Raw genomic sequence first — 20,658 nt, forward strand, 5'->3', positions numbered from 1 at the left:
GTCGGGCGCGGATCATCGAAGCCGGCGGGTACCTTGCCGCGCAGTTGCCAGGCGAAGGCGATGATTTCGGCAATGGTCAGGTACAGCGCTTCGGGTATTTGATCGCCCAGCTCCAGCCGCGCCAGCAGGCGCACCAGCTCGGCGTTTTCGTAGATCGGCACTTCGTGTTCGCGGGCGAGCGCAAGGATGGCCTCGGCCAGGTCCTCGTCGCCCTTGGCGGTGAGGGTCGGTGCCTGATGGCCGTCGTAGTTCAGCGCTATGGCTTGGCGTGGTGTCGTATCGTTCATGCGGTTTCGTCCACCCAGCGTTGTTCCATCCGTGTGCGCGGCCCCTGCGGCGGGATGCCCGGGTGGCACGCCAGGTCGCCGACTTCCAGGCCCCGGGCCACCAGGCGCGCGCGCAGCGCGCCAAGCTGGGCGTCGATCAACCGCGCGGTCTGCTCGCGCTCCGCCCATAGCTGCCCGCTCAGGCGGCCCTCGCTCAGTTGCGCCTGCACTTGCAGGGGGCCGAGCGGGGACAAGTCGAAGGCCAGCTCGATGCGCCACAGGGCTTGCCGAGGGTTTTGGGCTTCATGTTGGCGGTCGGCCTGTTGTTGTGGGGTTTCTTCGCGCTGCAGTTTGACTTGCAGCGGGATGAAGTCCTGGCCGTGGCGGATCGGCACTTCGGTTTGCCAGGTGGTCTGCAGGTTGCCGTTTTCCAGCGTGCCGGTTTGTTGCAGGCTGCTCATGGCGTGGCTCTGCAAACGTGAAACAGCAGCGGCAGCCAGGCGCAGCAGCTGTTGCAGGTCGCCTTCCTCTTCCAGGGCCTTGAGCAGGCGCGACGGTAATGGGAACGCGCCCGGCTGCGGTTTGGGGCTGACCCGCTCGAGCATGCCCAGTGCACTGCGCGCCAGTATCGGCATGGTCAGGGCCAGGTTGGCGGGGCTCAGAGTGGAGGCCCCTGCCGGGAGGGCAGGGGCCTGGGCCATCAGCCGCAGTAAATGCGCTTTGAGGTCGGTGTCGACGCTGGCGGTGGACCCACTCAGCAGCTTCGCTTCGAGAAAGCTGCCGCTGTTGTTCAAGGCCTGGGCCACTGCCTTGGCGTCGCCCAGTTGTCGGGCGTCCGGCAGGCCGGCCAGCAGGCGTTCGGCGCTGGCGCGCAGCTCGCCATCGACGCCTGGGTCGCGGGTGAGCTGTTGCAGGGCGTTGAGCAGGCCGGGCAGCGAGGCTTGACGGTTTTGCTGTGTCAGCAGCTGTTGGGCAATGCTGAGTTGGTCCTGCCTGCCGCTGAGCGGCACGAAGCGCAATGACTGATCACCCTGCACCAGGGCGCTGAGCAGGCTGCCAATGGCCAGCGGGCGCGGGCTGTCGATGCTCAGCGTGGCTCCGGCCTGAGTGCTGTTGAGCAAGCTGACCAGCGCCCGGTACACGGCCGGTTGGCCGGGTGCCTGGGCCAGCGGCTGGTTGGTCAGGACCTTGCCTTGCACCAAGGTGCCGACCGGCACCTTGCTGGTGTCCAGCTGGGTGAGGGTGGCGACCTGGCTGGCGCTGGCCTGTTGCAACATGATCGCCAGGCGATTGCTTTCGGTCTGGCTGACGGTGATCTGGCTGCCTTGGGGCAGCGGCTGGCTGGCGTTGGCCTGTAATTGGGTCTGCACGCCGTTGGCCTGCATCAGCCTTAGCACCAGCTGAAAGTCCTGGCCCGCCTGGCGCAACGATAAAACCTCGGCTTGCGCGGTTTCGCCGGGGGCCAGCAGCCCGGGCTGCGCCTGGATAAGGCGCAGCAGTTCGCCGGTCGTGCCCGCCTTCATGGCTTGGCTGTTGATCGCGGTTTGTGCGCCGAGACTATTGATTTCAGTCATGATTGTATACAACCTGTCGAGCCCGGCCTCTTGGCAGCGCGGCGGCGCGTGTAATAATGCCGAGCGCCCGTGGTTGCCAGTATAACGGCAGCGCGCGGGGCGACTTGAGACACAAGGGTTCTGGAGCGGTGTTGGCTGCTTCGCGGGTGAACCCGCTCCTACAGGGTTCTGTGGGAGCGGGTTCACCCGCGAAACAGGCGACGCCGCTCCAAAGCCCTACTGAAGATAAGGCGAAACCGTGACCCTTCACCTCCAAGCCGCAGGCCTGGCCTGCGAGCGCGACTGGCGCCTGCTGTTCGAACAGCTCGATTTCGAGCTGGGCGCCGGTGACATGCTGCAGATCAGTGGCCCCAACGGCAGTGGCAAGACCAGCCTGTTGCGCCTGTTGGCCGGGCTGATGCAGCCGACGGCCGGGCAGATTCTGCTGGGTGGCAAGCCACTGGCAGAGCAGCGCCATGCCCTGGCCAGCGCCCTGCTGTGGATTGGCCACGCCGCCGGCATCAAGGACTTGCTCACCGCCGAGGAGAATCTCACCTGGCTGTGCGCCTTGCACCATCCGGCCAGCCGCGAGGCGATCTGGGCGGCGCTGGAGGCTGTCGGCCTGCGCGGTTTCGAAGACGTCCCCTGCCATACCCTGTCGGCCGGCCAGCAGCGCCGCGTGGCGCTGGCCCGGCTGCACCTGGCTTGCCCGCCGCTATGGATTCTCGACGAGCCGTTCACCGCGCTCGACAAGCAAGGCGTGGCGCAGCTTGAAGCGCACCTGGCAGCCCACTGCGAGCAGGGCGGCACGGTGGTGCTGACGACTCACCACACACTGGAACGCAAGCCCTCCGGTTACCGAGAACTGAACCTGGGGCAATGGGCTGCATGAGCGTATTCATTTTGTTGCTGCGCCGCGAAGCGCGCCTGCTGTTCCGTCGCCCGGCCGAACTGGCCAACCCGTTGGTGTTCTTCGCCATTGTCGTGGCCATGTTCCCGCTGGCGGTCGGCCCGGAAAGCCAATTGTTGCAAACCTTGTCGCCGGGCCTGGTCTGGGTGGCGGCGTTGCTGGCCGTGTTGTTGTCGCTGGACGGCCTGTTCCGCAGCGATTTCGAAGACGGCTCGCTGGAGCAATGGGTGCTGTCGCCGCACCCACTGGCGTTGCTGGTGCTGGCCAAGGTGCTGGCGCACTGGATCTTTTCCGGGCTGGCGCTGGTATTGTTGGCGCCACTGCTGGCACTGATGCTGGGGCTGCCAAGCCATTGCTTGCCGGTGCTCCTCGGTTCGCTGCTGCTGGGTACGCCGGTATTGAGCTTGCTGGGCGCGGTAGGTGCGGCACTGACAGTCGGCCTTAAACGCGGAGGTTTGTTACTGGCGTTGCTGATTCTGCCGTTGTATATCCCTGTATTGATCCTGGGCAGTGGTGCGTTGCAAGCGGCGTTGCAAAATATGCCGGCAACCGGCCATCTGCTCTGGCTCGCCAGTCTGACGGCCCTGGCCGTTACCCTGGCACCCTTTGCGATAGCGGCCGGCCTGAAGATCAGCGTCGGCGAATAACGAGTCCCGGGCTCTCAAGCCCGGCAAATACCCTGGATGTACCCTGATGAAAATAAGCTGGACGTGGTTCCACAAGCTGGGCTCCCCGAAATGGTTCTATGCCATCAGCGGCCGCATGCTGCCGTGGCTGGCCGGTGCTGCCGTGCTCCTGCTGCTGGTCGGCATCACCTGGGGCCTGGCCTTCGCCCCCCAGGACTACCAGCAAGGCAACAGCTTCCGCATCATCTATATCCATGTGCCGGCGGCGATGCTGGCGCAGTCCTGCTATGTGCTACTGGCGGTGGCCGGGGTGGTGGGGCTGGTGTGGAAGATGAAACTGGCCGACGTCGCCCTGCAATGTGCCGCGCCCATTGGCGCCTGGATGACCGCCGTGGCGCTGGTTACCGGCGCCATCTGGGGCAAGCCGACCTGGGGCAGCTGGTGGGTGTGGGATGCCCGCCTTACGTCCATGCTCATCCTGCTGTTCCTGTACTTCGGCATTATTGCGCTGGGCCAGGCGATCAGTAATCGTGACAGTGCAGCCAAGGCCTGTGCGGTGCTTGCGATTGTCGGTGTGGTGAATATCCCGATCATCAAGTATTCGGTGGAGTGGTGGAACACTTTGCACCAGGGGGCCACCTTCACCCTTACCGAAAAGCCGGCGATGCCGGCCGAAATGTGGCTGCCGCTGTTGTGCACGGCGCTGGGTTTCTACTGTTTCTTCGGCGCCGTACTGCTGCTGCGTATGCGCCTTGAAGTGCTCAAGCGCGAAGCACGCGCCAGTTGGGTCAGGGACGAAGTATTGAACAGCCTGGGACGGAGGGCCGCACAATGAGCTTTGCCACCTTCGGTGACTTTCTCGCCATGGGCCACCATGGGCTGTACGTGTGGTCGGCCTATGGCATCTGCCTGGCGGTGCTGGCGCTGAATGTCGGTGCGCCACTGCTGGCCCGTCGTCGCTATTTGCAAGAAGAGGCGCGCCGTTTGCGCCGGGAGAACAACCAGTGAATCCGCAGCGCAAGAAACGCCTGTTGCTCATCGTCGGCCTGCTGGTCGGCGTCGGGGTTGCCGTCGGCTTTGCCTTGAGCGCATTGCAGCAGAACATCAACCTGTTCTATACACCGACCCAGATCGCCAACGGCGAAGCCCCGCTGGACACGCGCATCCGCGCCGGCGGCATGGTGGAGAAAGGCTCGGTGCAGCGTTCGGCCGACTCGCTGGACGTGCGTTTCGTGGTAACCGACTTCAACAAGTCGGTACCCATCACCTACCGCGGCATCCTCCCCGACCTGTTCCGCGAAGGGCAGGGCATCGTCGCCCTTGGCAAGCTCAATGCCGACGGTGTGGTGGTAGCCGATGAAGTGCTGGCCAAGCACGACGAGAAATACATGCCGCCCGAAGTTACCAAGGCCCTGAAGGAAAGCGGCCAGGCCGCTACCGGCGGGGAGACGAAGCCATGAACGCAGCACTGGTAGTCCCCGAACTGGGCCAGTTGGCGATGATTCTGGCCATCTGCTTTGCCGTCGTGCAGGCCAGTGTGCCGTTGCTTGGCGCGTGGCGTGGCGACAGCCTGTGGATGAGCCTGGCGCGGCCGGCAGCGTGGGGGCAGTTCGCCTTCCTGGCATTTGCCTTTGCCTGCCTGACCCATGCCTTCATGACAGACAATTTCTCGGTCGCCTATGTGGCCAGCAACTCCAACAGCGCCTTGCCCTGGTACTACAAGTTCAGTGCGGTGTGGGGCGCCCATGAGGGTTCGTTGCTGCTTTGGGCGCTGATCCTCGGCGGCTGGACCTTTGCCGTGTCGGTGTTCTCCCGGCAGTTGCCGCAGGTGATGCTGGCCCGCGTGCTGGCGGTAATGGGCATGATCAGCGTGGGCTTCCTGAGCTTCCTGATCATTACTTCCAATCCGTTCCAGCGCCTGCTGCCGCAGGTGCCGACCGATGGCCGTGACCTCAACCCGCTGCTGCAGGACTTTGGCCTGATCGTTCACCCACCCATGCTCTACATGGGCTATGTGGGCTTCTCGGTGGCCTTCGCGTTTGCCATTGCCGCCTTGCTCGGCGGCCGGCTGGACGCTGCCTGGGCGCGCTGGTCGCGGCCGTGGACCATCGTCGCCTGGGCTTTCCTGGGTGTTGGCATCACCTTGGGGTCATGGTGGGCCTACTACGAACTGGGCTGGGGTGGCTGGTGGTTCTGGGACCCGGTGGAAAACGCCTCGTTCATGCCTTGGCTGGTGGGCACCGCACTGATCCACTCGCTGGCGGTGACCGAGAAACGCGGGGTATTCAAGAGCTGGACGGTGCTGCTGGCAATTGCCGCATTCTCGCTGAGCCTGCTGGGTACCTTCCTGGTGCGTTCCGGGGTGCTGACCTCGGTGCACGCGTTTGCCGCCGACCCGTCGCGGGGTATTTTCATCCTGTTTTTCCTGCTGTTCGTGGTCGGCGGGTCGCTCACCCTGTTCGCCCTGCGCGCACCGGTGGTCAAGAGCCAGGTCGGTTTCGCCCTGTGGTCGCGTGAAACGCTGCTGCTGGCCAACAACCTGGTGCTGGTGGTCGCGGCGTCGATGATTCTGCTCGGTACCCTGTACCCATTGGTGCTCGATGCCCTGACCGGGGCCAAGCTGTCGGTCGGCCCGCCCTATTTCGACGCCTTGTTCCTGCCACTGATGGCGCTGCTGATGGTGGTGCTGAGCGTGGGCGTGGTGGTGCGCTGGAAGGACACCCCGGGCAAATGGTTGGTCAGCATGATGACCCCGGTATTGATCGGCAGTGCCATCCTTGCCCCGGTTGCCGGCTTTATCGTCGACGACTTCGACTGGCCGACGCTGACGGCCTTCGCCCTGGCCGCCTGGGTAGTGCTTGGCGGGCTGCGTGACATTTTCGACAAGACCCGCCACAAGGGCCTGGTCAAAGGCCTGCCGGGCCTGGGCCGCAGCTACTGGGGCATGCAACTGGCGCACCTGGGCCTGGCGGTGTGTGCGCTGGGCGTGGTGCTGTCCAGCAACAACAGCGCCGAGCGCGACCTGCGCATGGCGCCGGGCGAAAGCGTGGAGCTGGGTGGCTACCACTTCCTGTTCCAGGGCGCCAAGCACTTCGAGGGGCCGAACTTCATCTCTGACAAGGGCACCATCGTGGTCAGCCGCAATGGCCGTGAAGTGACCACACTGTACCCAGAGAAGCGCCTGTACACCGTGCAACAGTCGATGATGACCGAAGCGGGCATCGACGCCGGCTTTACCCGCGACCTGTACGTCGCGCTTGGCGAGCCACTGGAGAATGGCGCCTGGGCTGTGCGCGTACATATTAAGCCTTACGTCCGCTGGATCTGGCTGGGCGGTCTGCTGACCGGCCTGGGCGGGTTGCTGGCGGCCCTCGACCGGCGCTACCGCGTCAAGGTCAAGACCCGGGTGCGTGATGTCCTGGGCGTGTCTGGAGCAGCTGCATGAAGCGTTGGATCATGGTAGTGCCCCTTGCAGTGTTCCTGCTGGTGGCGGTGTTCCTCTACAAGGGGCTTTTCCTCAAGCCCGACGAGCTGCCTTCGGCAATGATCGGCAAACCGTTCCCGGTGTTTTCCCTGGCGTCGACACAGGGGGACCGCACCCTGACTCAGGCCGACTTGCAGGGGCGCCCGGCACTGGTCAACGTGTGGGCCACCTGGTGCCCGTCGTGCAAGGTCGAGCACCCGTACCTGAACCAGCTGGCACAGCAGGGGGTGGTGATCCATGGGGTCAACTACAAGGATGACAACGCCGCCGCTCAGAAGTGGTTGGCCGAGTTCCACAACCCCTATCAGCTGGATATTCGTGACGAACAGGGCAGCCTGGGCCTGGACCTTGGGGTGTATGGGGCGCCGGAAACCTTCCTGATCGATGCCAAGGGCATCATCCGCTACAAGCACGTCGGCATCGTCGATGCCACGGTCTGGCGTGAACAGCTGGCGCCGTTGTACCAGGGCCTGATCGACGAGGCCAAGCCATGAGGCGCTGGCTGGCAGCTGCGGTGCTGGGCATGAGCCTGGCCGGTGTGGCCAAGGCGGCTATCGACACCTACCAGTTTCGCGACGAGGCCGAGCGCGAGCGTTACCAACAGTTGACCAAGGAACTGCGCTGCCCCAAGTGCCAGAACCAGGATATTGCCGACTCCAACGCGCCGATTGCTGCCGACCTGCGCCGAGAAATCTTCCGCATGCTCGGCGAAGGCCAGAGCAACCAGCAGATCATCGACTTCATGGTCGACCGCTATGGCGACTTCGTGCGCTACAAGCCGGCGCTCAGCGGGCGTACCTGGCTGCTGTGGTTTGGCCCGGGGATCTTGCTGGCCGGTGGCTTCGTGGTGCTGGCGGTGATCGTACGCCGGCGCCGTGCTACGGCCGCGCAAGGCGCCGATGAGTTGTCTGCCGAAGAACGCGAGCGTCTCGCCAAACTGCTGGAAAAAGAACAGACCCATGATTGAATTCTGGCTTAGCGCGGGCCTTCTGCTGCTCGCTGCCCTCAGCTTTTTGCTGCTCCCGATCCTGCGTGGCCGCCGTCGCCAGCAGGAAGAAGACCGCACGGCCTTGAACGTGGCCCTTTACCAGGAACGTGTCGCCGAACTGGCGGCCCAACAAGCCGCCGGTGTGCTCGATGAGGCGCAGATGGCCAAGGGCCGGGACGAGGCTGCCCGCGAGCTGCTGGCCGATACCGAAGGCGCCGAGGCCCCGCGCCAGGGGCATTTGGGCAAGGCCCTGCCGCTGCTGGCTGCGGTACTGGTACCGCTGATGGCGCTGGGGCTGTACCTGCATTTCGGGGCGGCCGACAAGGTGGCGCTGACCCAGGAGTTTGCCGAGGCTCCCAAGTCGATGGAAGAAATGACCACGCGCCTTGAACGCGTGGTGCAGGCCCAGCCCGATTCGGCCGAGGCCATGTATTTCCTTGGCCGGGCTTACATGGCCGAGCAGCGCCCGGCCGATGCCGCGCGTACGTTCGAACGGGCCGTGGCCTTGGCTGGCCGCCAGCCCGAGCTGCTGGGGCAGTGGGCCCAGGCCCAGTACTTTGCCGCCAACAAGCAGTGGAGCCCGCAATTGCAGGCGCTGACTGACGAAGCGCTGAAGGCGGACCCCAACGAAGTGACCAGCCTGGGCCTGCGCGGTATTGCCGCGTTTGAAGGCGAGCGCTATCAGGAAGCCATCGACTACTGGAAGCGCTTGCTGGCGCAGTTGCCAGAAGGTGATGCATCGCGAGCGGCGTTGCAGGGGGGGATCGACCGTGCCGCCGAGCGCCTAGGTGGCGCGCCAGTGCAGGCTACCGAGCCTGCACCTGTGGCGGCTCGCCTGAAAGTGCGGGTGGAACTGGCGGCTGCCTTGAAGGACAAGGTCCAGCCGGACGACACGGTGTTTATCTTCGCTCGCGCCAGCAATGGCCCGCCGATGCCGCTGGCGGCCAAGCGGGTGACCGTGGCGCAGTTGCCGATCGAGGTGGAGTTGTCTGATGCTGATGCGATGATGCCGCAGATGAAACTGTCGCAGTATGCCGAAGTCCAACTGGTTGCACGTGTTTCACGCGCGGGTCAGCCTACCCAGGGTGAGTGGATTGGCCAGGGGGCGCCGTTGTCTAGCGCCACCCAGGCTACCCAGCGCCTGACTATCGACACTCCAGACCAGTAAGAGAGCAATGCCATGCACAGCACCGTCCGCCTGACCCTGATTACCCTGGCCCTGGGTTTGTCTGCGTGTACGGTGCATGAGCCGTACGAGCAGCCCGCGCCACCGATCGAGCGTGTGCCGCCGTCTGGGCCGGTGGTCAAGCCCTTGCCGGGCAGGCAGCCTTCCACTTCGCCGAGCAAGCCAGCGGCGATACCCAAGCCCATGCCGCGTACCTCGGCCAGCTTTGCGCCACCGCCTGGCGGGGCAAGCCACTGGGATCCCAAACTGGGTGTATATGTGTTGGAGAAGCAGCCCAATACCTTCTACCGGCAGCGTACCTACTATCGGTTTGATAACGGCTGGAGCTGGTCGTTGAGCCCGAATGGGCCTTGGCAGGAAACTGACAGCAGTGGTGTACCCGGTGGGTTAGGGCGGGCGTTCGCACAGTAACGCTGTTTCTGTATTCGCTTCTGCTTCTGCTTCTGTTTCTGCTCTTGATTTTGATTTTGCTTGTAAGCGCGCGATAGATCAGGCGACGCAGATTGCGACTTCAGGAGGCCGAGCGCAGGGCTTGCGAAGGGAGGTGACGGGCATGGATGCCCGTCAAGCGCTGAGGCCCCATGGATGGGGCCTGCAGCGCGTACTCCCGGGAGCAAGACCGTAGCGAGGGAACCCCGGAGCGTAGCGCAGGGGCCGGATGATAGGAGCCATGTACGGGTCACCCACATGGGTTACACAAAAGTTCACTCACATAGGTGACAACACCTTGAGTGTTACATAACCATCAGTGGCATCCCGCACATCGACTCTACCAAGGATGATGGGACCGAAAATAACATCCCAAATGCCATCTCCGACTTGCTCCAGCCCAATGGTCTGGTGCTTGAGCACGTAACCTACGTAGATCCTCAGGCCACGGCGGTTAATGATGCCGCAGCTATCCGCCGGTAAACTCTCGACATGGCTGGGGTAGGTCATCTCAGGAAGTTTTTCAGGGAATGGGCGTGGTGAGGGCTGGTAGCAAGACGCCGGTGTTTTCTGTTTCAGTGCTTCATGCAAACGCTCGTAATTGTAGTGTTGTCGAAAGCGATCAAAATGCCGCTGTTGAGCTTCCCAGGCCACTGCCGGCGGTGATGGCAGCGTGCTTTTGAGTGTCCGATGCATGCGTTCGTGGCGGCCATTTTGCTCAGGCCTTCCAGGTGCAATGCGCTCAGGAATGATGCCTAGACGCAGCCACCAGATGGACAGCTGAGAAAGTCCTGCACGTCCTTTACTGGCAAACGGCACACCGTTATCGGTACGAATACGCTCAGGCAGGCCATTTTCCCGAAACACCTGGGTGAAAACGGCCTGCGTTTCCAGAAGGTTGGTATTAGGCATGCTGTGGCAGGCGAGCAGGAAGCGGCTGGCGTGATCCATGATCGTTAGTGGATAGCACCAGACGCCTGCGCCTGTCAGAAATTGGCCCTTGTAGTCAGCACTGAACAGCTGGTTAGGCGACTCTGCCTTCTCCAGTGGCTTGGGGTAGACCGCTACACGCTGACGTAAACGGCGTGGGTTGACCAACTCGGCCTTCTTGAGGATGTTGTAAATCGCTGTCTTAGAAGGCGGCGCCTGATCAGGGAAGCGCTCCTGCAGCGCAGCCTGGATCTTTTTCGGGCCAGGTTCCGTTTCGCCTCGACTGCGCAGTTCGATGATGGCTTCGCGAACTGCAGCGGGGACGACCCAGTTCTGCGTCAACCGGCGGCGGCTGCGTTCTTCCAGCCCCGAAGGCCCCTCTTTCTCATATCGCTCGACCCATTTGTAGCCGGTCTTACGGCTGATCTCATAGGCCTGGCACAGGGCGCTGAAGCTGGGCGGCCCTTGCAGGTAATCCGCGATGAAAAGCATTTTCAGGTCCATAGGTTTCAGCTCTCGCCAAGGCATGGTCAGATCCTCGAAAACCGACCTTGCCAGTTAAAGACTGTTACCTATGTGCGTGAACTGATTTGTAACCTATGTGGGTGAGTCATACCCCCCAGCGTTTTTTGGTTACTTTTTGTCGCGTTTGACAAAAAGTGACCCGCCGTAAGGGCGGAAAGGTGACTATGCGCCACCTGCGCGAATGAATACCTACGCGATGTGGATGCCCACATCCAAGAAGCAAGAAGCAACAAGCAAATTCGTCTGTTTTGACTCAGCGAACAGTCCGTTTGCGATGGCGACGCTGACTCACCTTTTCGCCCTTACGGCGAGTCACTTTTTGTCAAACGCGACAAAAAGTAACCAAAAAACGCTGCGCTCCCATCATCCGGCCCCTGCGCTGCGCTCTGGGGTCCCCTCACTCCGGCCTTGCTCCCGGCAGGACCGCGCCGAAGGCCCCATCCTGGGGCCTCAGCGCTTGACGGGCATCCATGCCCGTCACCTGCCTCCGCAAGGCCTGCGTTCGGCCTCCTGAAGTCGCGAAGATCAAGATCAAGATCAAGATCAACAGCACAGTACAGTACAGTACAGTTTTGCCTTGTTATTTCCATTGACTGTACCGGCCGGTGACTCCGCATAATGACGCCTCGAATTCACCCGGAGGTGGCATGAGCAAGACAGTCCTGGTACTGGTGGAAACCGTCGACGATTACCTGCCCATGCTGGAGCAGGCCGGTTACCACCTGATCCGTGCCCCTTCGCCGCAACTGCGCGCCGATGCCATTCATCGCCACGCCGAAGAAATCGATGCGGTACTCACCCGTGGGCCGCTGGGGCTATCCGCCGCCGAAATTGACGCATTACCCAGATTGCAGATCATCTGCGTGATCGGCGCCGGCTACGAGCAGGTCGACCTGGCCGCCGCCGCCGCACGCGGCATAACCGTCACCAATGGCGCCGGGGCCAATGCCGCAGCCGTCGCCGACCACACCCTGGCCCTGCTGCTGGCGCTGCTGCGCGACATCCCCCGTGCCGATGCCAGCACGCGGCGCGGTGAATGGAACCGGGTGATCAGCCCCTCGGTGAGCGGCAAACGCCTGGGCATTCTCGGCCTCGGCGCAGTAGGGCTGGCGATCGCCAAGCGGGCCCACTTGGGCTTCGACATGCACGTCAGCTACCACAGCCGCACAGCACGCCAGGATGTGCCCTATGCCTGGTACGACAGCCCTCGGCACTTGGCTGAAGCCGTCGACATCCTGGTGGTGGCCACCCCCGGTTGCGCCAACACCCGGCATCTGGTCGATGCCCACGTCCTTCAGGCCCTGGGCGCTGAAGGCTATCTGGTGAACATCGCCCGTGCCAGCGTGGTCGACACACAGGCCCTGATTGCCGTATTGCAGCGTGGCCAGCTGGCTGGCGCCGCGCTGGATGTTTTCGATGACGAGCCAGCAGTGCCCGATGCACTCAAGGCCTTGCCCAACACTGTGCTCACACCCCACGTGGCTGGCCAATCGCCAGAAGCCGCGCGCGACACGGTGGCCTTGGTGCTGCGCAACCTGCAGGCGTTCTTTGCCGGTGAGCCAGTTTTGACCCCGGTACGCCCGTAGCCCTTTTCCAGATATCTGCCTGGCAGCGCCCAGGTAACAAGGAGTGTGTGCATGCAACTCGAAATCTTCCAGGTCGATGCCTTTTCCACTGAACCGTTCGGTGGCAACCCGGCCGCAGTGATCCCACTGGACAGCTGGCTGCCGGACGATGTGCTGCAGCGCATCGCTGAAGAAAACAACCTGTCAGAAACAGCCTACTTCGTGCGCAAAGGCGAAACGTTCGACCTGCGTTGGTTCACCCCCACCGTGGAAGTCGACCTGTGCGGCCATGCTACCTTGGCCTCGGCTTACGTGCTGTTCGAGCAACTGGGTGAGCAGGCGCAAGTACTGCGCTTCAACACCCGCAGTGGCGAGCTGCGTGTCAGCCGCGGCACTGATGGCCTGCTGGCCATGGACTTCCCGGCCAAACAACCCGTAGCGGTGGACACGCCGGCGGGCCTGCTGCAGGCGCTGGGCTTGAGCCAGGCGAAGGCGGTGTACCGTAGCGACGATTATGTGGTGGTGATCGATGACGCCATGCTGCTCGAAACGTTGAAACCCGACTTTGTTGCGCTGTCGGCCTTCGACGTCCGTGGCATTGCCGTGACCGCGGCAGGGCGTGGCTTTGACTTCGTCACCCGCTGGTTCGGCCCGCGGGTTGGGGTGAATGAAGACCCGGTAACCGGCTCGGCACACACCTCGCTGGCGCCGTTATGGGCCCAAAGGCTGGGCAAGAACGTGCTGAGCTGCGAGCAGGGCGGGGCACGCAAAGGGCAGTTGCAGTGCGAAGTGCCGGGCAATGGCCGCGTGATCATCAGTGGGCGGGCGGCGTTGTACCTGCGGGGCAATGTGTACATCTAGTACGGCGTGCGATGCCCTGGGGGGCTTCTATAATTGCAGGCCCATCTTTCCGTTCAAGGAGCCACCCATGGCCCTGGAAAAACAAGGCACCTGCCTGTGCGGCGACACGCGGCTGACGGTCACCGTCGACAATACCCATATCAGCGCTTGTCATTGCAGCATGTGCCGCAAGTGGACCGGCGGCCCGCTGCTGGTGGTGCACTGCAGCAAGCCTCCGCTGATCGAAGGGCGTGCGCCCAGCGTCTATGATTCGTCCGACTGGGCCCAGCGTGCTTTCTGTGGCCGCTGTGGTACGCACCTGTACTACCGGCTCAAGGCCAACGACTTCCATGCCGTGCCGGTCGGCCTGCTCGATGGCGACCAAGCCTGGGATTTCGACCTGCAGATCTTCGTCGAAGAGAAACCCGCGTGGTACTGCTTCGCCAATCAGACCAAGGAGCTGTCCGGCCAAGAGGTGTTCGAGCAGAACAGCTGATTCAACGCCATGTTTGTCCGGAGGCATTCCGTGGGTGAATGCCTCCGTACATTTCTGCGTGAACTTGCCAAACCGGTGCATTCCTGAGAAAAGGGCGGTTTTGTTTTTCAGCGTTTTGGAGTGTACCCGTGAGCCAAGAACTGCAGATCATCGACCTGGTCGAGGGAGACGGCAAAGCCGCCGTCAAAGGTGCCCTGATCACCACCCAGTACACCGGCTGGCTGGCCGATGGCAGCGAGTTCGACTCGTCCTGGTCGCGCGGTAAGCCGTTCCAGTGCGTGATCGGTACCGGCAGGGTAATCAAAGGCTGGGACCAAGGCCTGATGGGCATGCGCGTAGGCGGCAAGCGCAAGCTGCTGGTACCGGCGCACCTGGGGTATGGCGAACGCAGCGTAGGGGCGATCCCGCCGAATTCGGACCTGACCTTCGAGATTGAACTGCTGGAAGTGCTCACGCGGGATGATTGAGTGGGCACGTTGCAACCCGAGGTTCTTGTACCTTACACAATGGCGCAACACCCAGCCCCTAATCTAGGCCTTGCCTAGGGAACGGCATCCACCTCCAGGGAGGAACCAAACGGGTTCGGGGCACTCTGACCCTGACGCGTTGCCAGGGATGGCATTCACTACACGGGCGCCCTGCAACTGGCCGGGCGATGTGGCGGGTAAACCCGATTTTCTCTGCCACACGAGCCTGTCTTGATGAAGTTGCCAACATTCTTCCGTCGTCGCCGCCACTTGCTGCTGAGCCTGGTGCTCACAGCCGTCGCCGTACCATTGGCCCTGGAGGCTGTCGAAAGCCGGGCACGACCGGTGGATGGCACCCAGACCCTGGTGTTTCTGCGTCATGGCGAGAAGCCGGGCGAGGGGCTCGGGCAGTTGAATTGCCAGGGCCTCAACCGTGCGCTGGACCTGGCCACTGTACTGCCCGAGCGCTTCGGCAAGGCCGACTATGTGTTTGCCGCCAACCCCACGCGGCATGTCGAGGAAGGCAGCCGGGATGAAAGCTACAGCTACATCCGCCCATTGATGACCATCACCCCCAGTGCCATCCGCCTCGGCTTACCGGTGAATATCGACTACGGCGCCAACGACACCGCTGAACTGGCCGATGAGTTGCTGAGCGACAAATACCGCAATGCGACCATCTATACCGCCTGGTCCCACGGCTACCTGCCGGAACTGATCAACACGGTGGCCGGCAAGGCCTTGGGGGAGGATCGGGTGATCACCGAGGACTGGAGCGGCGAAGACTTCGACACCCTCTACGTACTGACCCTGACCTGGCACGATGGCAAGGCCAGCCTGCTGAGCCGCAATGTGCGTCAGGGCCTGAATGACGGTGCGCATAGCTGCCCGACCTGATCCGCTGGTACTGTTTGGCAAGGAAGCCGGAACAGGGATGAGCGATGAAGCAGCGGGTAACGGTGGTCGGTGGTGGAGTGGTGGGGCTGGCGACGGCTTACGCGCTGGTTCGGGAAGGGTGGTCGGTTGATCTGATCGAGGCCCGCGACAGCCTGGCGTCGGCCACCAGCTTTGCCAATGGCGGGCAATTGTCTTATCGCTATGTGGCGCCGCTGGCTGATGCCGGGGTGCCGTGGCAGGCGCTGGGCTGGCTGTTGCAGGGCGAGTCGCCATTGCGCTTGCGCTTGCGCATGGACCCGGCCCAGTGGCGCTGGCTGCTGGCATTCACCCTGGCTTGCAGGCGTAGCGTCAATCGCCGTAATGCCGGGCACTTGCTTGAGCTGGCGCTGTACAGCCAGGCCGTTCTGGCGCAGTGGCGCGAACACCAGAACCTGGGGGATTTCGCCTGGCGGCGCAATGGCAAGCTGGTGGCTTTTCGCAGTGAACGGGCCTTTGCCAAAGGCCGGGAACAGTTGACGGACTTGGCCAGTCAGCAGGTGCTGGCGGCTGCCGAGCTGCGCGCGCTGGAGCCTGCCCTGGATGGCGCACCGTTTGTGGGGGGCGTGTTCACGGCGGGCGAAGAGGTTGGCGATTGCCACGTGTTTTGCTTGCGGCTGGAGGCGCTGCTGCGCACGTCGGGCCAGTGCCGTTTCCTGCTTGGCCGGCCGGTGACGCAATTGGTTCAGCGCCAGGGCCAGGTCGTGGCACTGCAACTGGGCGATCAGCAGCGGGACGTGGAGCAGTTGGTACTGTGTGCCGGGCATCGCGGCCCAGGCTTGGCATTACCGGGGGTGCAGATACCGGTTTACCCGTTGAAGGGCTACAGCCTGACCGCACCGATCAGCGCCGGGCACCTGCCCCCGGAGGTGAGCCTTACCGACTATGAGCGCAAGATCGTCTATGCACGCCTGGGGCAGCAGCTGCGGGTAGCGGCGATGGTGGACATTGTCGGGTTCGACGAGTCGGTGGACATGCGCCGTTTGCAGAGCATGCGGCGGCTGGCGCTGGAGACGCTGCCGAGGGCGGCGGATTATGGCCAGGCGGTGGAGTGGGCGGGGATGCGACCAGCGACACCTACCGGGGTGCCGATCATAGGTGGGACGGTGTACCGCAACCTGTGGCTGAACCTGGGGCATGGGGCGTTGGGGTTCACCTTGGCCTGTGGCAGTGCGCAGCGTTTGGCCAGGATGATGTGTTAAGCGGGCCGGCCTCTTCGCGGCTAAAGCCGCTCCTACGAGGACCCCACGGTATTCAGGCTTGCGCTGGACCGGTAGGAGCGGCTTTAGCCGCGAAGAGGCCGGTACAGGCGAAGGATGTCTAGCGGCCGAAGCGCATCGGCCAGCCCACCACTTTCTTCGCCCGTGGCGTCGCATAGGTGCGCACTTTGGACGTGCTCAAACCCATGCGCACCAGCGATTCGGCAATGGTCACCGCTGCACTCACACCATCCACCACCGGCACGCCGGTGCGTTGGCGAATCTGCTCGTCCAGCCCGGCCATGCCGCCACAACCCAGGCAAATCACCTCGGCCTTGTCGTCACGCACGGCGCGTTCGGCCTGCTCGACAATCGCCTCCACGGCCCGCAGCGGGTCGGCTTCCAGTTCCAGCACCGCCAGTCCGCTGGCTCGCACCGAGGCGCAGCGGTCATACAGGCCCGAGAGCTTCAGGCGGTCCTCGATCAATGGCACGGTGCGGTCAAGCGTGGTTACTACGGAATAGGCGTGGCCCAGGTACATTGCCGTGCTGGCGGCGGCATCAGTAATGTCCACCACAGGCACGTTGAGCAGTTCCTGCAGGCCTTCGCGGCCATGTTCGCCATAACCGGCCTGGATCACGGCATCGTAGGGCCCTTCAAAGGCCAGGACCCGGTCCATCACGGCGATGGCCGCCAGGTAGCTCTCGAAGTTGCCCTCCACCGATTCGGCGCCGAACCAGGGCGTGAGGCCGACGATTTCGGTACCGGGTGCGGCCACCGCACGGGCCTGCTCGGCAATGGCCTGGGTAATGGCTTCGGTGGTGTTGACGTTGGCGATCAGAATACGCATGGGCAGTCCTCCTTGATTAGTGGCCGCTGTGGTCGACGGCGATGCACTCGCCGCTGACGTCGTGGTAGTGGCGGTTACGTGGCGCGATCAGCAGGTACAGGGCGGCGGCGATGCCGGCACCGATCAGCCAGGAGAACGGCGCGATACCCTGGAAGTTGGGCACCAGGGCCAGCACGATGGCCAGCAGTGCGGCCGGCACGAAGGCGGCCACGGCGCGCAGGTTGATGCCCTTGCTGTAGTGATAGGCACCGGCCGGGTGCTCGGTATACAGCTCCGGCACGTTGATGCAGCCTTTGCGCAGCAACCAGTAGTCGGACATGATCACGCCGTACAGCGGGCCGAGCAGGGCGCCCAGGCCCGACAGGAAGTACACGATCACCAGCGGGCTGTTGTACAGGTTCCAGGGCAGGATCAGCACCGCCAGGGTGGCACTGATCAGCCCGGCACGGCGGAAGTTCAGGTGGCGCGGTGCCAGGTTGCTGAGTACGAAGGCCGGGGCGACGAAGTTGGCCATGATGTTCACCGCCACGGTGACGATCAGGAAGGCCAGGCAGCCGAGCACCAGGAATGGCGTGCTGGGTATGGCGGCGACGATCTGCGTCGGGCTGTCGATGATCTGGCCGTTGATCTGGAATTGCGCGCCGCACAGCACCACGGTGATCACGGCGAATACCAGGATGTTCACCGGCAGGCCCCAGAAGTTGCCGACGCGGATGGTCTTGCGGCAAGGCGAGGAGCGGGCGAAGTCACAGAAGTTCAGCACCAGGGTGCCGTAGATCGCCAGCCACAGTGCGCCGCCGGCAAAGATGTTGCGCCACATCTCGTAGCCGGTCAGCGGGGTAGCCACCGACCAGGCAATGCGCGCGTCGGCCTTGAAGTACATGAACACCGCCAGGGCGGCGACGGTCAGCAGGATCACAGGCCCGGCAAAGGCCTCGTAACGGCGCACCATCTCCATGCCGTAGGCCAGGATCACCAGCTGCACCAGCCAGATCGACACGAAACACACCCAGCCCAGGCTCGACAGGCCGAGGATGCTGTCGTGGTCGTAGGCTGCCAGTTGCGGCCACACGGCGGTGAGCAGCACCCGAAGCACCACCGATGCCAGGTAGGTCTGGATGCCGAACCAGGCGATGGCGATGACGGCACGGATCAGCGCCGGGATCTGCGCGCCGTGGATGCCGAAGGCAATGCGGCTGATGACCGGGAACGGTACCCCGGTTTTCTGCCCCATGTAACCCGACAGGTTCATGAAGAAGTACACCAGTGCCGCGCCGATGGCCAGCGACAGCAGAATTTGCCAGCCGCCCAGGCCGAGGGCGAACAAGCCCATGGCGAACGAATAGTTGGCGATATTGTGCACATCGTTTGTCCACAACGCGAAGATACTGTAGCCGCCCCAGCGACGGCCTTCCATACGCGTTGGCGCCAGGTCGCGGTTATGCAGGCGCGGGCTGAGAACAAGGTCCGGCTGGTGGCCGGCAAGCGTGGACGCGGGGTGTGTGCTGGCGACGGATAGTTCAGGGGCAAGGTCGAGGCTGCTACTCATTCCGGCGGGCTCCTGATGCACATGGACTGCGATGAGCGGGCATGCGCACGGGCTCGCCATCTCGTCGGTGCAGCGTTGGCATCACAGGGTTGTGGGCGCGGCGGCTGACATTGGGTCGGCGTCGCGGATTCTTGTGTATCTATGTTTTGTTTAAGTTGTATACAAAACACGAACACACAAAAGCGAGTTCCATGCCAAGGGAAGAGCAGGTTTCAACAGGCGATCATTTCGAACTTATCTTGTTAAAAGGTAAGTTAATGAAATACAGAGAATATAAGTTGACCAAATGAACAAGTTATATTTTTTGAAAGATTGATTAGTTGATCATTTGGTCAAAATAACGGGTGGAAAGTGTGTAACGAATTGGGGCGCTACTGAAGAAAGTGCACACAAAAATGGCACCTATGGTTACGTTTTTGTGTACAAAAAATAGTCAGCTTTTCCTGTGCTGGCCTCTTCGCGGGCACGCCTGCGAGGAGGCCAGTACAGGGGCCAATCAATCCATTGGCGGCAACCGCCGCTTGACCGGGGTCTTCTTGATGATCGCGGTATTGGTCTCAGCCAGCACATTCATGAGGTCGAGCAGGGTGTCCAGCTGCTCCATCGAGCGCACATGCAGTCGGGCGACGAAACAGTCTTCGCCAATGACCTTGTCGCATTCGGTGAACTCAGGGATGGCAATGATCTGGCGCTCCACCTCCTGCAGCTTCCCCGGTAGCGGACGGATGCGCACGATCGCCTGCAACTGGTAGCCAAAGGCGCGCGGGTCGACCTCCACGGTATAGCCGCGCAGCACGCCGCGCTCTTCCAGCCGGCGCAGGCGCTCGCTGACGCTGGGTGCGGACAGCCCGCTGACCTGCGCCAGCGCCTTGAGCGAGCGGCGCGAGTCCTCCATCAGTGCGTTGATCAATAATTGGTCGATGGCATCGGTCATACCCACCTCATCAGGTAATTCGTGTTATTTGCCTTGATAGTAAAGGCAGGTTGGCGAAAATGCCTTGGTTATCCGCTGGATGGCCAGGCTGCCGCCTTTGCATACTGTGGCCATCATCAACGGGAGGTTTGAGATGGACAGTTCATTGCGCCGTGGCTCGCTGGAAATGGTCGCTGCCATGCTGATTTCCGGGACCATTGGCTGGTTCGTGCTGGTGTCCGGCCAGCCGGTGCTGGATGTGGTGTTCTGGCGCTGCGTGTTCGGTGCCGTGACCTTGCTGGCGATTTGCGCCGCGTTTGGCTTTCTGCGCCCGGGCGTGATCAGCCGCACGGCATTTTTGCTGGCGATAGCCAGCGGGGTGGCCATTGTCGGCAACTGGCTGCTGTTGTTCGCTTCATACGCCCGGGCGTCGATTGCCATCGGCACGGCGGTGTACAACGTGCAGCCGTTCATGCTGGTGGGGCTGGCGGCGCTGTTTCTGGGCGAAAAGATCACCTTGGCCAAGGTGACCTGGCTGAGTGTGGCGTTCCTCGGCATGCTGGCCATCGTCAGTGCCCATGGCGCTGGGCAAAGTAATGGCGAGGACTATCTGCTGGGGATTGCCCTGGCGCTGGGGGCGGCGTTTCTGTATGCAATCGCGGCCTTGATCATCAAGCGCCTGAGTGGCACGCCCCCGCACCTGATTGCGTTGATTCAGGTAACCACGGGTGTGTTGCTGCTGGCGCCATGGGTCACGCTTGGCGGGTTGCCGGTTGAAGTGCCGGCGTTGGCCAGCTTGTTGACACTGGGCATGGTGCACACCGGCCTGATGTATGTGCTGTTGTACAGCGCCATCCAGCGTTTGCCCACGGCGTTGACCGGTGCGCTGTCGTTCATTTACCCGATTGCGGCAATTCTGGTGGACTGGGTGGCGTTCGGGCACCGCCTG

Annotated in this window: 23 protein-coding genes; 17 read left to right on the forward strand and 6 right to left on the reverse strand. The window is 62.9% G+C overall.

Going from position 1 to position 20,658, the window contains the following annotated elements; genetic code table 11:
- On the reverse strand, positions 1-287 hold a 287-nt coding region (locus tag ACK59Z_RS24065; protein ID WP_409293823.1), incomplete at its 3' end, for an EscU/YscU/HrcU family type III secretion system export apparatus switch protein.
- On the reverse strand, positions 284-1,840 hold the full coding sequence (locus ACK59Z_RS24070; protein WP_108191971.1) for a flagellar hook-length control protein FliK: 1,557 nt from the start codon (positions 1,838-1,840) through the stop codon (positions 284-286). The genes ACK59Z_RS24065 and ACK59Z_RS24070, both read right to left, overlap by 4 nt.
- Before the next feature lie 238 nt (positions 1,841-2,078).
- Between ACK59Z_RS24070 and ccmA the strand changes: the two genes are divergently transcribed.
- The 10 genes from ccmA to ACK59Z_RS24120 are packed head-to-tail and all read left to right on the forward strand — an operon-like array spanning position 2,079 to position 9,424.
- The gene (gene ccmA / locus ACK59Z_RS24075; protein WP_014860173.1) at positions 2,079-2,711 is read left to right on the forward strand and encodes a cytochrome c biogenesis heme-transporting ATPase CcmA; all 633 of its coding nucleotides are present in this window, start codon (positions 2,079-2,081) and stop codon (positions 2,709-2,711) included.
- A complete protein-coding gene (gene ccmB / locus ACK59Z_RS24080; RefSeq protein ID WP_012051653.1) occupies positions 2,708-3,376 on the forward strand; it encodes a heme exporter protein CcmB in 669 nt (222 codons plus the stop codon). The genes ccmA and ccmB overlap by 4 nt, the downstream gene beginning before the upstream one ends.
- A gap of 46 nt (positions 3,377-3,422) precedes the next feature.
- Positions 3,423-4,190 (forward strand): heme ABC transporter permease, encoded by a 768-nt coding sequence (locus ACK59Z_RS24085; protein WP_010955058.1) that lies wholly within the window; start codon positions 3,423-3,425, stop codon positions 4,188-4,190.
- Positions 4,187-4,363 (forward strand): heme exporter protein CcmD, encoded by a 177-nt coding sequence (ccmD, locus tag ACK59Z_RS24090; RefSeq protein WP_003254380.1) that lies wholly within the window; start codon positions 4,187-4,189, stop codon positions 4,361-4,363. The genes ACK59Z_RS24085 and ccmD overlap by 4 nt, the downstream gene beginning before the upstream one ends.
- Positions 4,360-4,815, forward strand: a complete 456-nt coding sequence (gene ccmE / locus ACK59Z_RS24095) for a cytochrome c maturation protein CcmE (RefSeq protein WP_004577458.1) — start codon at positions 4,360-4,362, stop codon at positions 4,813-4,815. The genes ccmD and ccmE overlap by 4 nt, the downstream gene beginning before the upstream one ends.
- The gene (locus tag ACK59Z_RS24100) at positions 4,812-6,800 is read left to right on the forward strand and encodes a heme lyase CcmF/NrfE family subunit (RefSeq protein WP_108191970.1); all 1,989 of its coding nucleotides are present in this window, start codon (positions 4,812-4,814) and stop codon (positions 6,798-6,800) included. The genes ccmE and ACK59Z_RS24100 overlap by 4 nt, the downstream gene beginning before the upstream one ends.
- The gene (locus ACK59Z_RS24105; RefSeq protein ID WP_003254377.1) at positions 6,797-7,333 is read left to right on the forward strand and encodes a DsbE family thiol:disulfide interchange protein; all 537 of its coding nucleotides are present in this window, start codon (positions 6,797-6,799) and stop codon (positions 7,331-7,333) included. The genes ACK59Z_RS24100 and ACK59Z_RS24105 overlap by 4 nt, the downstream gene beginning before the upstream one ends.
- Complete coding sequence (locus tag ACK59Z_RS24110; protein WP_014590172.1) at positions 7,330-7,806, forward strand: cytochrome c-type biogenesis protein; 477 nt, start codon at positions 7,330-7,332, stop codon at positions 7,804-7,806. The genes ACK59Z_RS24105 and ACK59Z_RS24110 overlap by 4 nt, the downstream gene beginning before the upstream one ends.
- Complete coding sequence (gene ccmI, locus ACK59Z_RS24115) at positions 7,799-8,995, forward strand: c-type cytochrome biogenesis protein CcmI (RefSeq protein ID WP_003254375.1); 1,197 nt, start codon at positions 7,799-7,801, stop codon at positions 8,993-8,995. Before ACK59Z_RS24110 ends, ccmI begins: the two co-directional genes overlap by 8 nt.
- Before the next feature lie 12 nt (positions 8,996-9,007).
- Positions 9,008-9,424, forward strand: coding sequence for a hypothetical protein (locus ACK59Z_RS24120; protein WP_017148176.1), 417 nt, complete (start codon positions 9,008-9,010; stop codon positions 9,422-9,424).
- Between the two features lie 297 nt (positions 9,425-9,721).
- Here the strand turns inward: ACK59Z_RS24120 and ACK59Z_RS24125 are convergent, their stop codons facing one another.
- Positions 9,722-10,900 (reverse strand): integrase core domain-containing protein, encoded by a 1,179-nt coding sequence (locus ACK59Z_RS24125; protein ID WP_012053106.1) that lies wholly within the window; start codon positions 10,898-10,900, stop codon positions 9,722-9,724.
- Between the two features lie 644 nt (positions 10,901-11,544).
- Between ACK59Z_RS24125 and ACK59Z_RS24130 the strand changes: the two genes are divergently transcribed.
- The 6 genes from ACK59Z_RS24130 (at position 11,545) to ACK59Z_RS24155 (ending at position 16,400) form a co-directional block, all read left to right on the forward strand.
- On the forward strand, positions 11,545-12,483 hold the full coding sequence (locus ACK59Z_RS24130; RefSeq protein WP_409293828.1) for a 2-hydroxyacid dehydrogenase: 939 nt from the start codon (positions 11,545-11,547) through the stop codon (positions 12,481-12,483).
- A 51-nt stretch (positions 12,484-12,534) separates the two neighbouring features.
- Positions 12,535-13,323 (forward strand): PhzF family phenazine biosynthesis protein, encoded by a 789-nt coding sequence (locus tag ACK59Z_RS24135; protein WP_019750752.1) that lies wholly within the window; start codon positions 12,535-12,537, stop codon positions 13,321-13,323.
- Positions 13,324-13,390: 67 nt separating this feature from the next.
- Positions 13,391-13,798, forward strand: coding sequence for a GFA family protein (locus tag ACK59Z_RS24140; RefSeq protein WP_014860679.1), 408 nt, complete (start codon positions 13,391-13,393; stop codon positions 13,796-13,798).
- Between the two features lie 128 nt (positions 13,799-13,926).
- Positions 13,927-14,265, forward strand: a complete 339-nt coding sequence (locus ACK59Z_RS24145) for an FKBP-type peptidyl-prolyl cis-trans isomerase (protein WP_003254365.1) — start codon at positions 13,927-13,929, stop codon at positions 14,263-14,265.
- Positions 14,266-14,499: 234 nt separating this feature from the next.
- Complete coding sequence (locus ACK59Z_RS24150; protein WP_409293830.1) at positions 14,500-15,162, forward strand: histidine phosphatase family protein; 663 nt, start codon at positions 14,500-14,502, stop codon at positions 15,160-15,162.
- 44 nt (positions 15,163-15,206) lie between these two features.
- On the forward strand, positions 15,207-16,400 hold the full coding sequence (locus ACK59Z_RS24155; RefSeq protein WP_108190952.1) for a D-amino acid dehydrogenase: 1,194 nt from the start codon (positions 15,207-15,209) through the stop codon (positions 16,398-16,400).
- A 118-nt stretch (positions 16,401-16,518) separates the two neighbouring features.
- Here ACK59Z_RS24155 and ACK59Z_RS24160 read toward each other — a convergent pair whose 3' ends face one another.
- The 3 genes from ACK59Z_RS24160 to ACK59Z_RS24170 form a co-directional block, all read right to left on the reverse strand.
- Entirely contained in the window at positions 16,519-17,247 is a 729-nt protein-coding gene (locus ACK59Z_RS24160; RefSeq protein ID WP_003254359.1) for an aspartate/glutamate racemase family protein, read from the reverse strand.
- A gap of 16 nt (positions 17,248-17,263) precedes the next feature.
- The gene (locus ACK59Z_RS24165; protein WP_047604158.1) at positions 17,264-18,796 is read right to left on the reverse strand and encodes an NCS1 family nucleobase:cation symporter-1; all 1,533 of its coding nucleotides are present in this window, start codon (positions 18,794-18,796) and stop codon (positions 17,264-17,266) included.
- Between the two features lie 496 nt (positions 18,797-19,292).
- The gene (locus ACK59Z_RS24170; protein ID WP_003254357.1) at positions 19,293-19,730 is read right to left on the reverse strand and encodes an Lrp/AsnC family transcriptional regulator; all 438 of its coding nucleotides are present in this window, start codon (positions 19,728-19,730) and stop codon (positions 19,293-19,295) included.
- Between the two features lie 133 nt (positions 19,731-19,863).
- Between ACK59Z_RS24170 and ACK59Z_RS24175 the strand changes: the two genes are divergently transcribed.
- Positions 19,864-20,658, forward strand: a 795-nt coding sequence (locus tag ACK59Z_RS24175) for a DMT family transporter (protein ID WP_409293832.1), incomplete at its 3' end; no start/stop codon positions are given.

It is taken from the genome of Pseudomonas sp. KCJK9058 (genome assembly GCF_046230975.1).
Lineage (GTDB): Bacteria > Pseudomonadota > Gammaproteobacteria > Pseudomonadales > Pseudomonadaceae > Aquipseudomonas > Aquipseudomonas alloputida.

Coding starts and splice junctions, on each gene's coding strand:
- ACK59Z_RS24125 (WP_012053106.1), bottom strand. CDS start 10,900: ATGCCTTGGCGAGAGCTGAAACCTATGGACCTGAAAATGCTTTTCATC.
- ACK59Z_RS24130 (WP_409293828.1), top strand. CDS start 11,545: ATGAGCAAGACAGTCCTGGTACTGGTGGAAACCGTCGACGATTACCTG.
- ACK59Z_RS24170 (WP_003254357.1), bottom strand. CDS start 19,730: ATGACCGATGCCATCGACCAATTATTGATCAACGCACTGATGGAGGAC.
- ACK59Z_RS24120 (WP_017148176.1), top strand. CDS start 9,008: ATGCACAGCACCGTCCGCCTGACCCTGATTACCCTGGCCCTGGGTTTG.
- ACK59Z_RS24165 (WP_047604158.1), bottom strand. CDS start 18,796: ATGAGTAGCAGCCTCGACCTTGCCCCTGAACTATCCGTCGCCAGCACA.
- ACK59Z_RS24135 (WP_019750752.1), top strand. CDS start 12,535: ATGCAACTCGAAATCTTCCAGGTCGATGCCTTTTCCACTGAACCGTTC.
- ccmB (WP_012051653.1), top strand. CDS start 2,708: ATGAGCGTATTCATTTTGTTGCTGCGCCGCGAAGCGCGCCTGCTGTTC.
- ccmI (WP_003254375.1), top strand. CDS start 7,799: ATGATTGAATTCTGGCTTAGCGCGGGCCTTCTGCTGCTCGCTGCCCTC.
- ccmD (WP_003254380.1), top strand. CDS start 4,187: ATGAGCTTTGCCACCTTCGGTGACTTTCTCGCCATGGGCCACCATGGG.
- ACK59Z_RS24150 (WP_409293830.1), top strand. CDS start 14,500: ATGAAGTTGCCAACATTCTTCCGTCGTCGCCGCCACTTGCTGCTGAGC.
- ACK59Z_RS24105 (WP_003254377.1), top strand. CDS start 6,797: ATGAAGCGTTGGATCATGGTAGTGCCCCTTGCAGTGTTCCTGCTGGTG.
- ACK59Z_RS24155 (WP_108190952.1), top strand. CDS start 15,207: ATGAAGCAGCGGGTAACGGTGGTCGGTGGTGGAGTGGTGGGGCTGGCG.
- ACK59Z_RS24085 (WP_010955058.1), top strand. CDS start 3,423: ATGAAAATAAGCTGGACGTGGTTCCACAAGCTGGGCTCCCCGAAATGG.
- ACK59Z_RS24140 (WP_014860679.1), top strand. CDS start 13,391: ATGGCCCTGGAAAAACAAGGCACCTGCCTGTGCGGCGACACGCGGCTG.
- ACK59Z_RS24100 (WP_108191970.1), top strand. CDS start 4,812: ATGAACGCAGCACTGGTAGTCCCCGAACTGGGCCAGTTGGCGATGATT.
- ACK59Z_RS24070 (WP_108191971.1), bottom strand. CDS start 1,840: ATGACTGAAATCAATAGTCTCGGCGCACAAACCGCGATCAACAGCCAA.
- ACK59Z_RS24110 (WP_014590172.1), top strand. CDS start 7,330: ATGAGGCGCTGGCTGGCAGCTGCGGTGCTGGGCATGAGCCTGGCCGGT.
- ACK59Z_RS24160 (WP_003254359.1), bottom strand. CDS start 17,247: ATGCGTATTCTGATCGCCAACGTCAACACCACCGAAGCCATTACCCAG.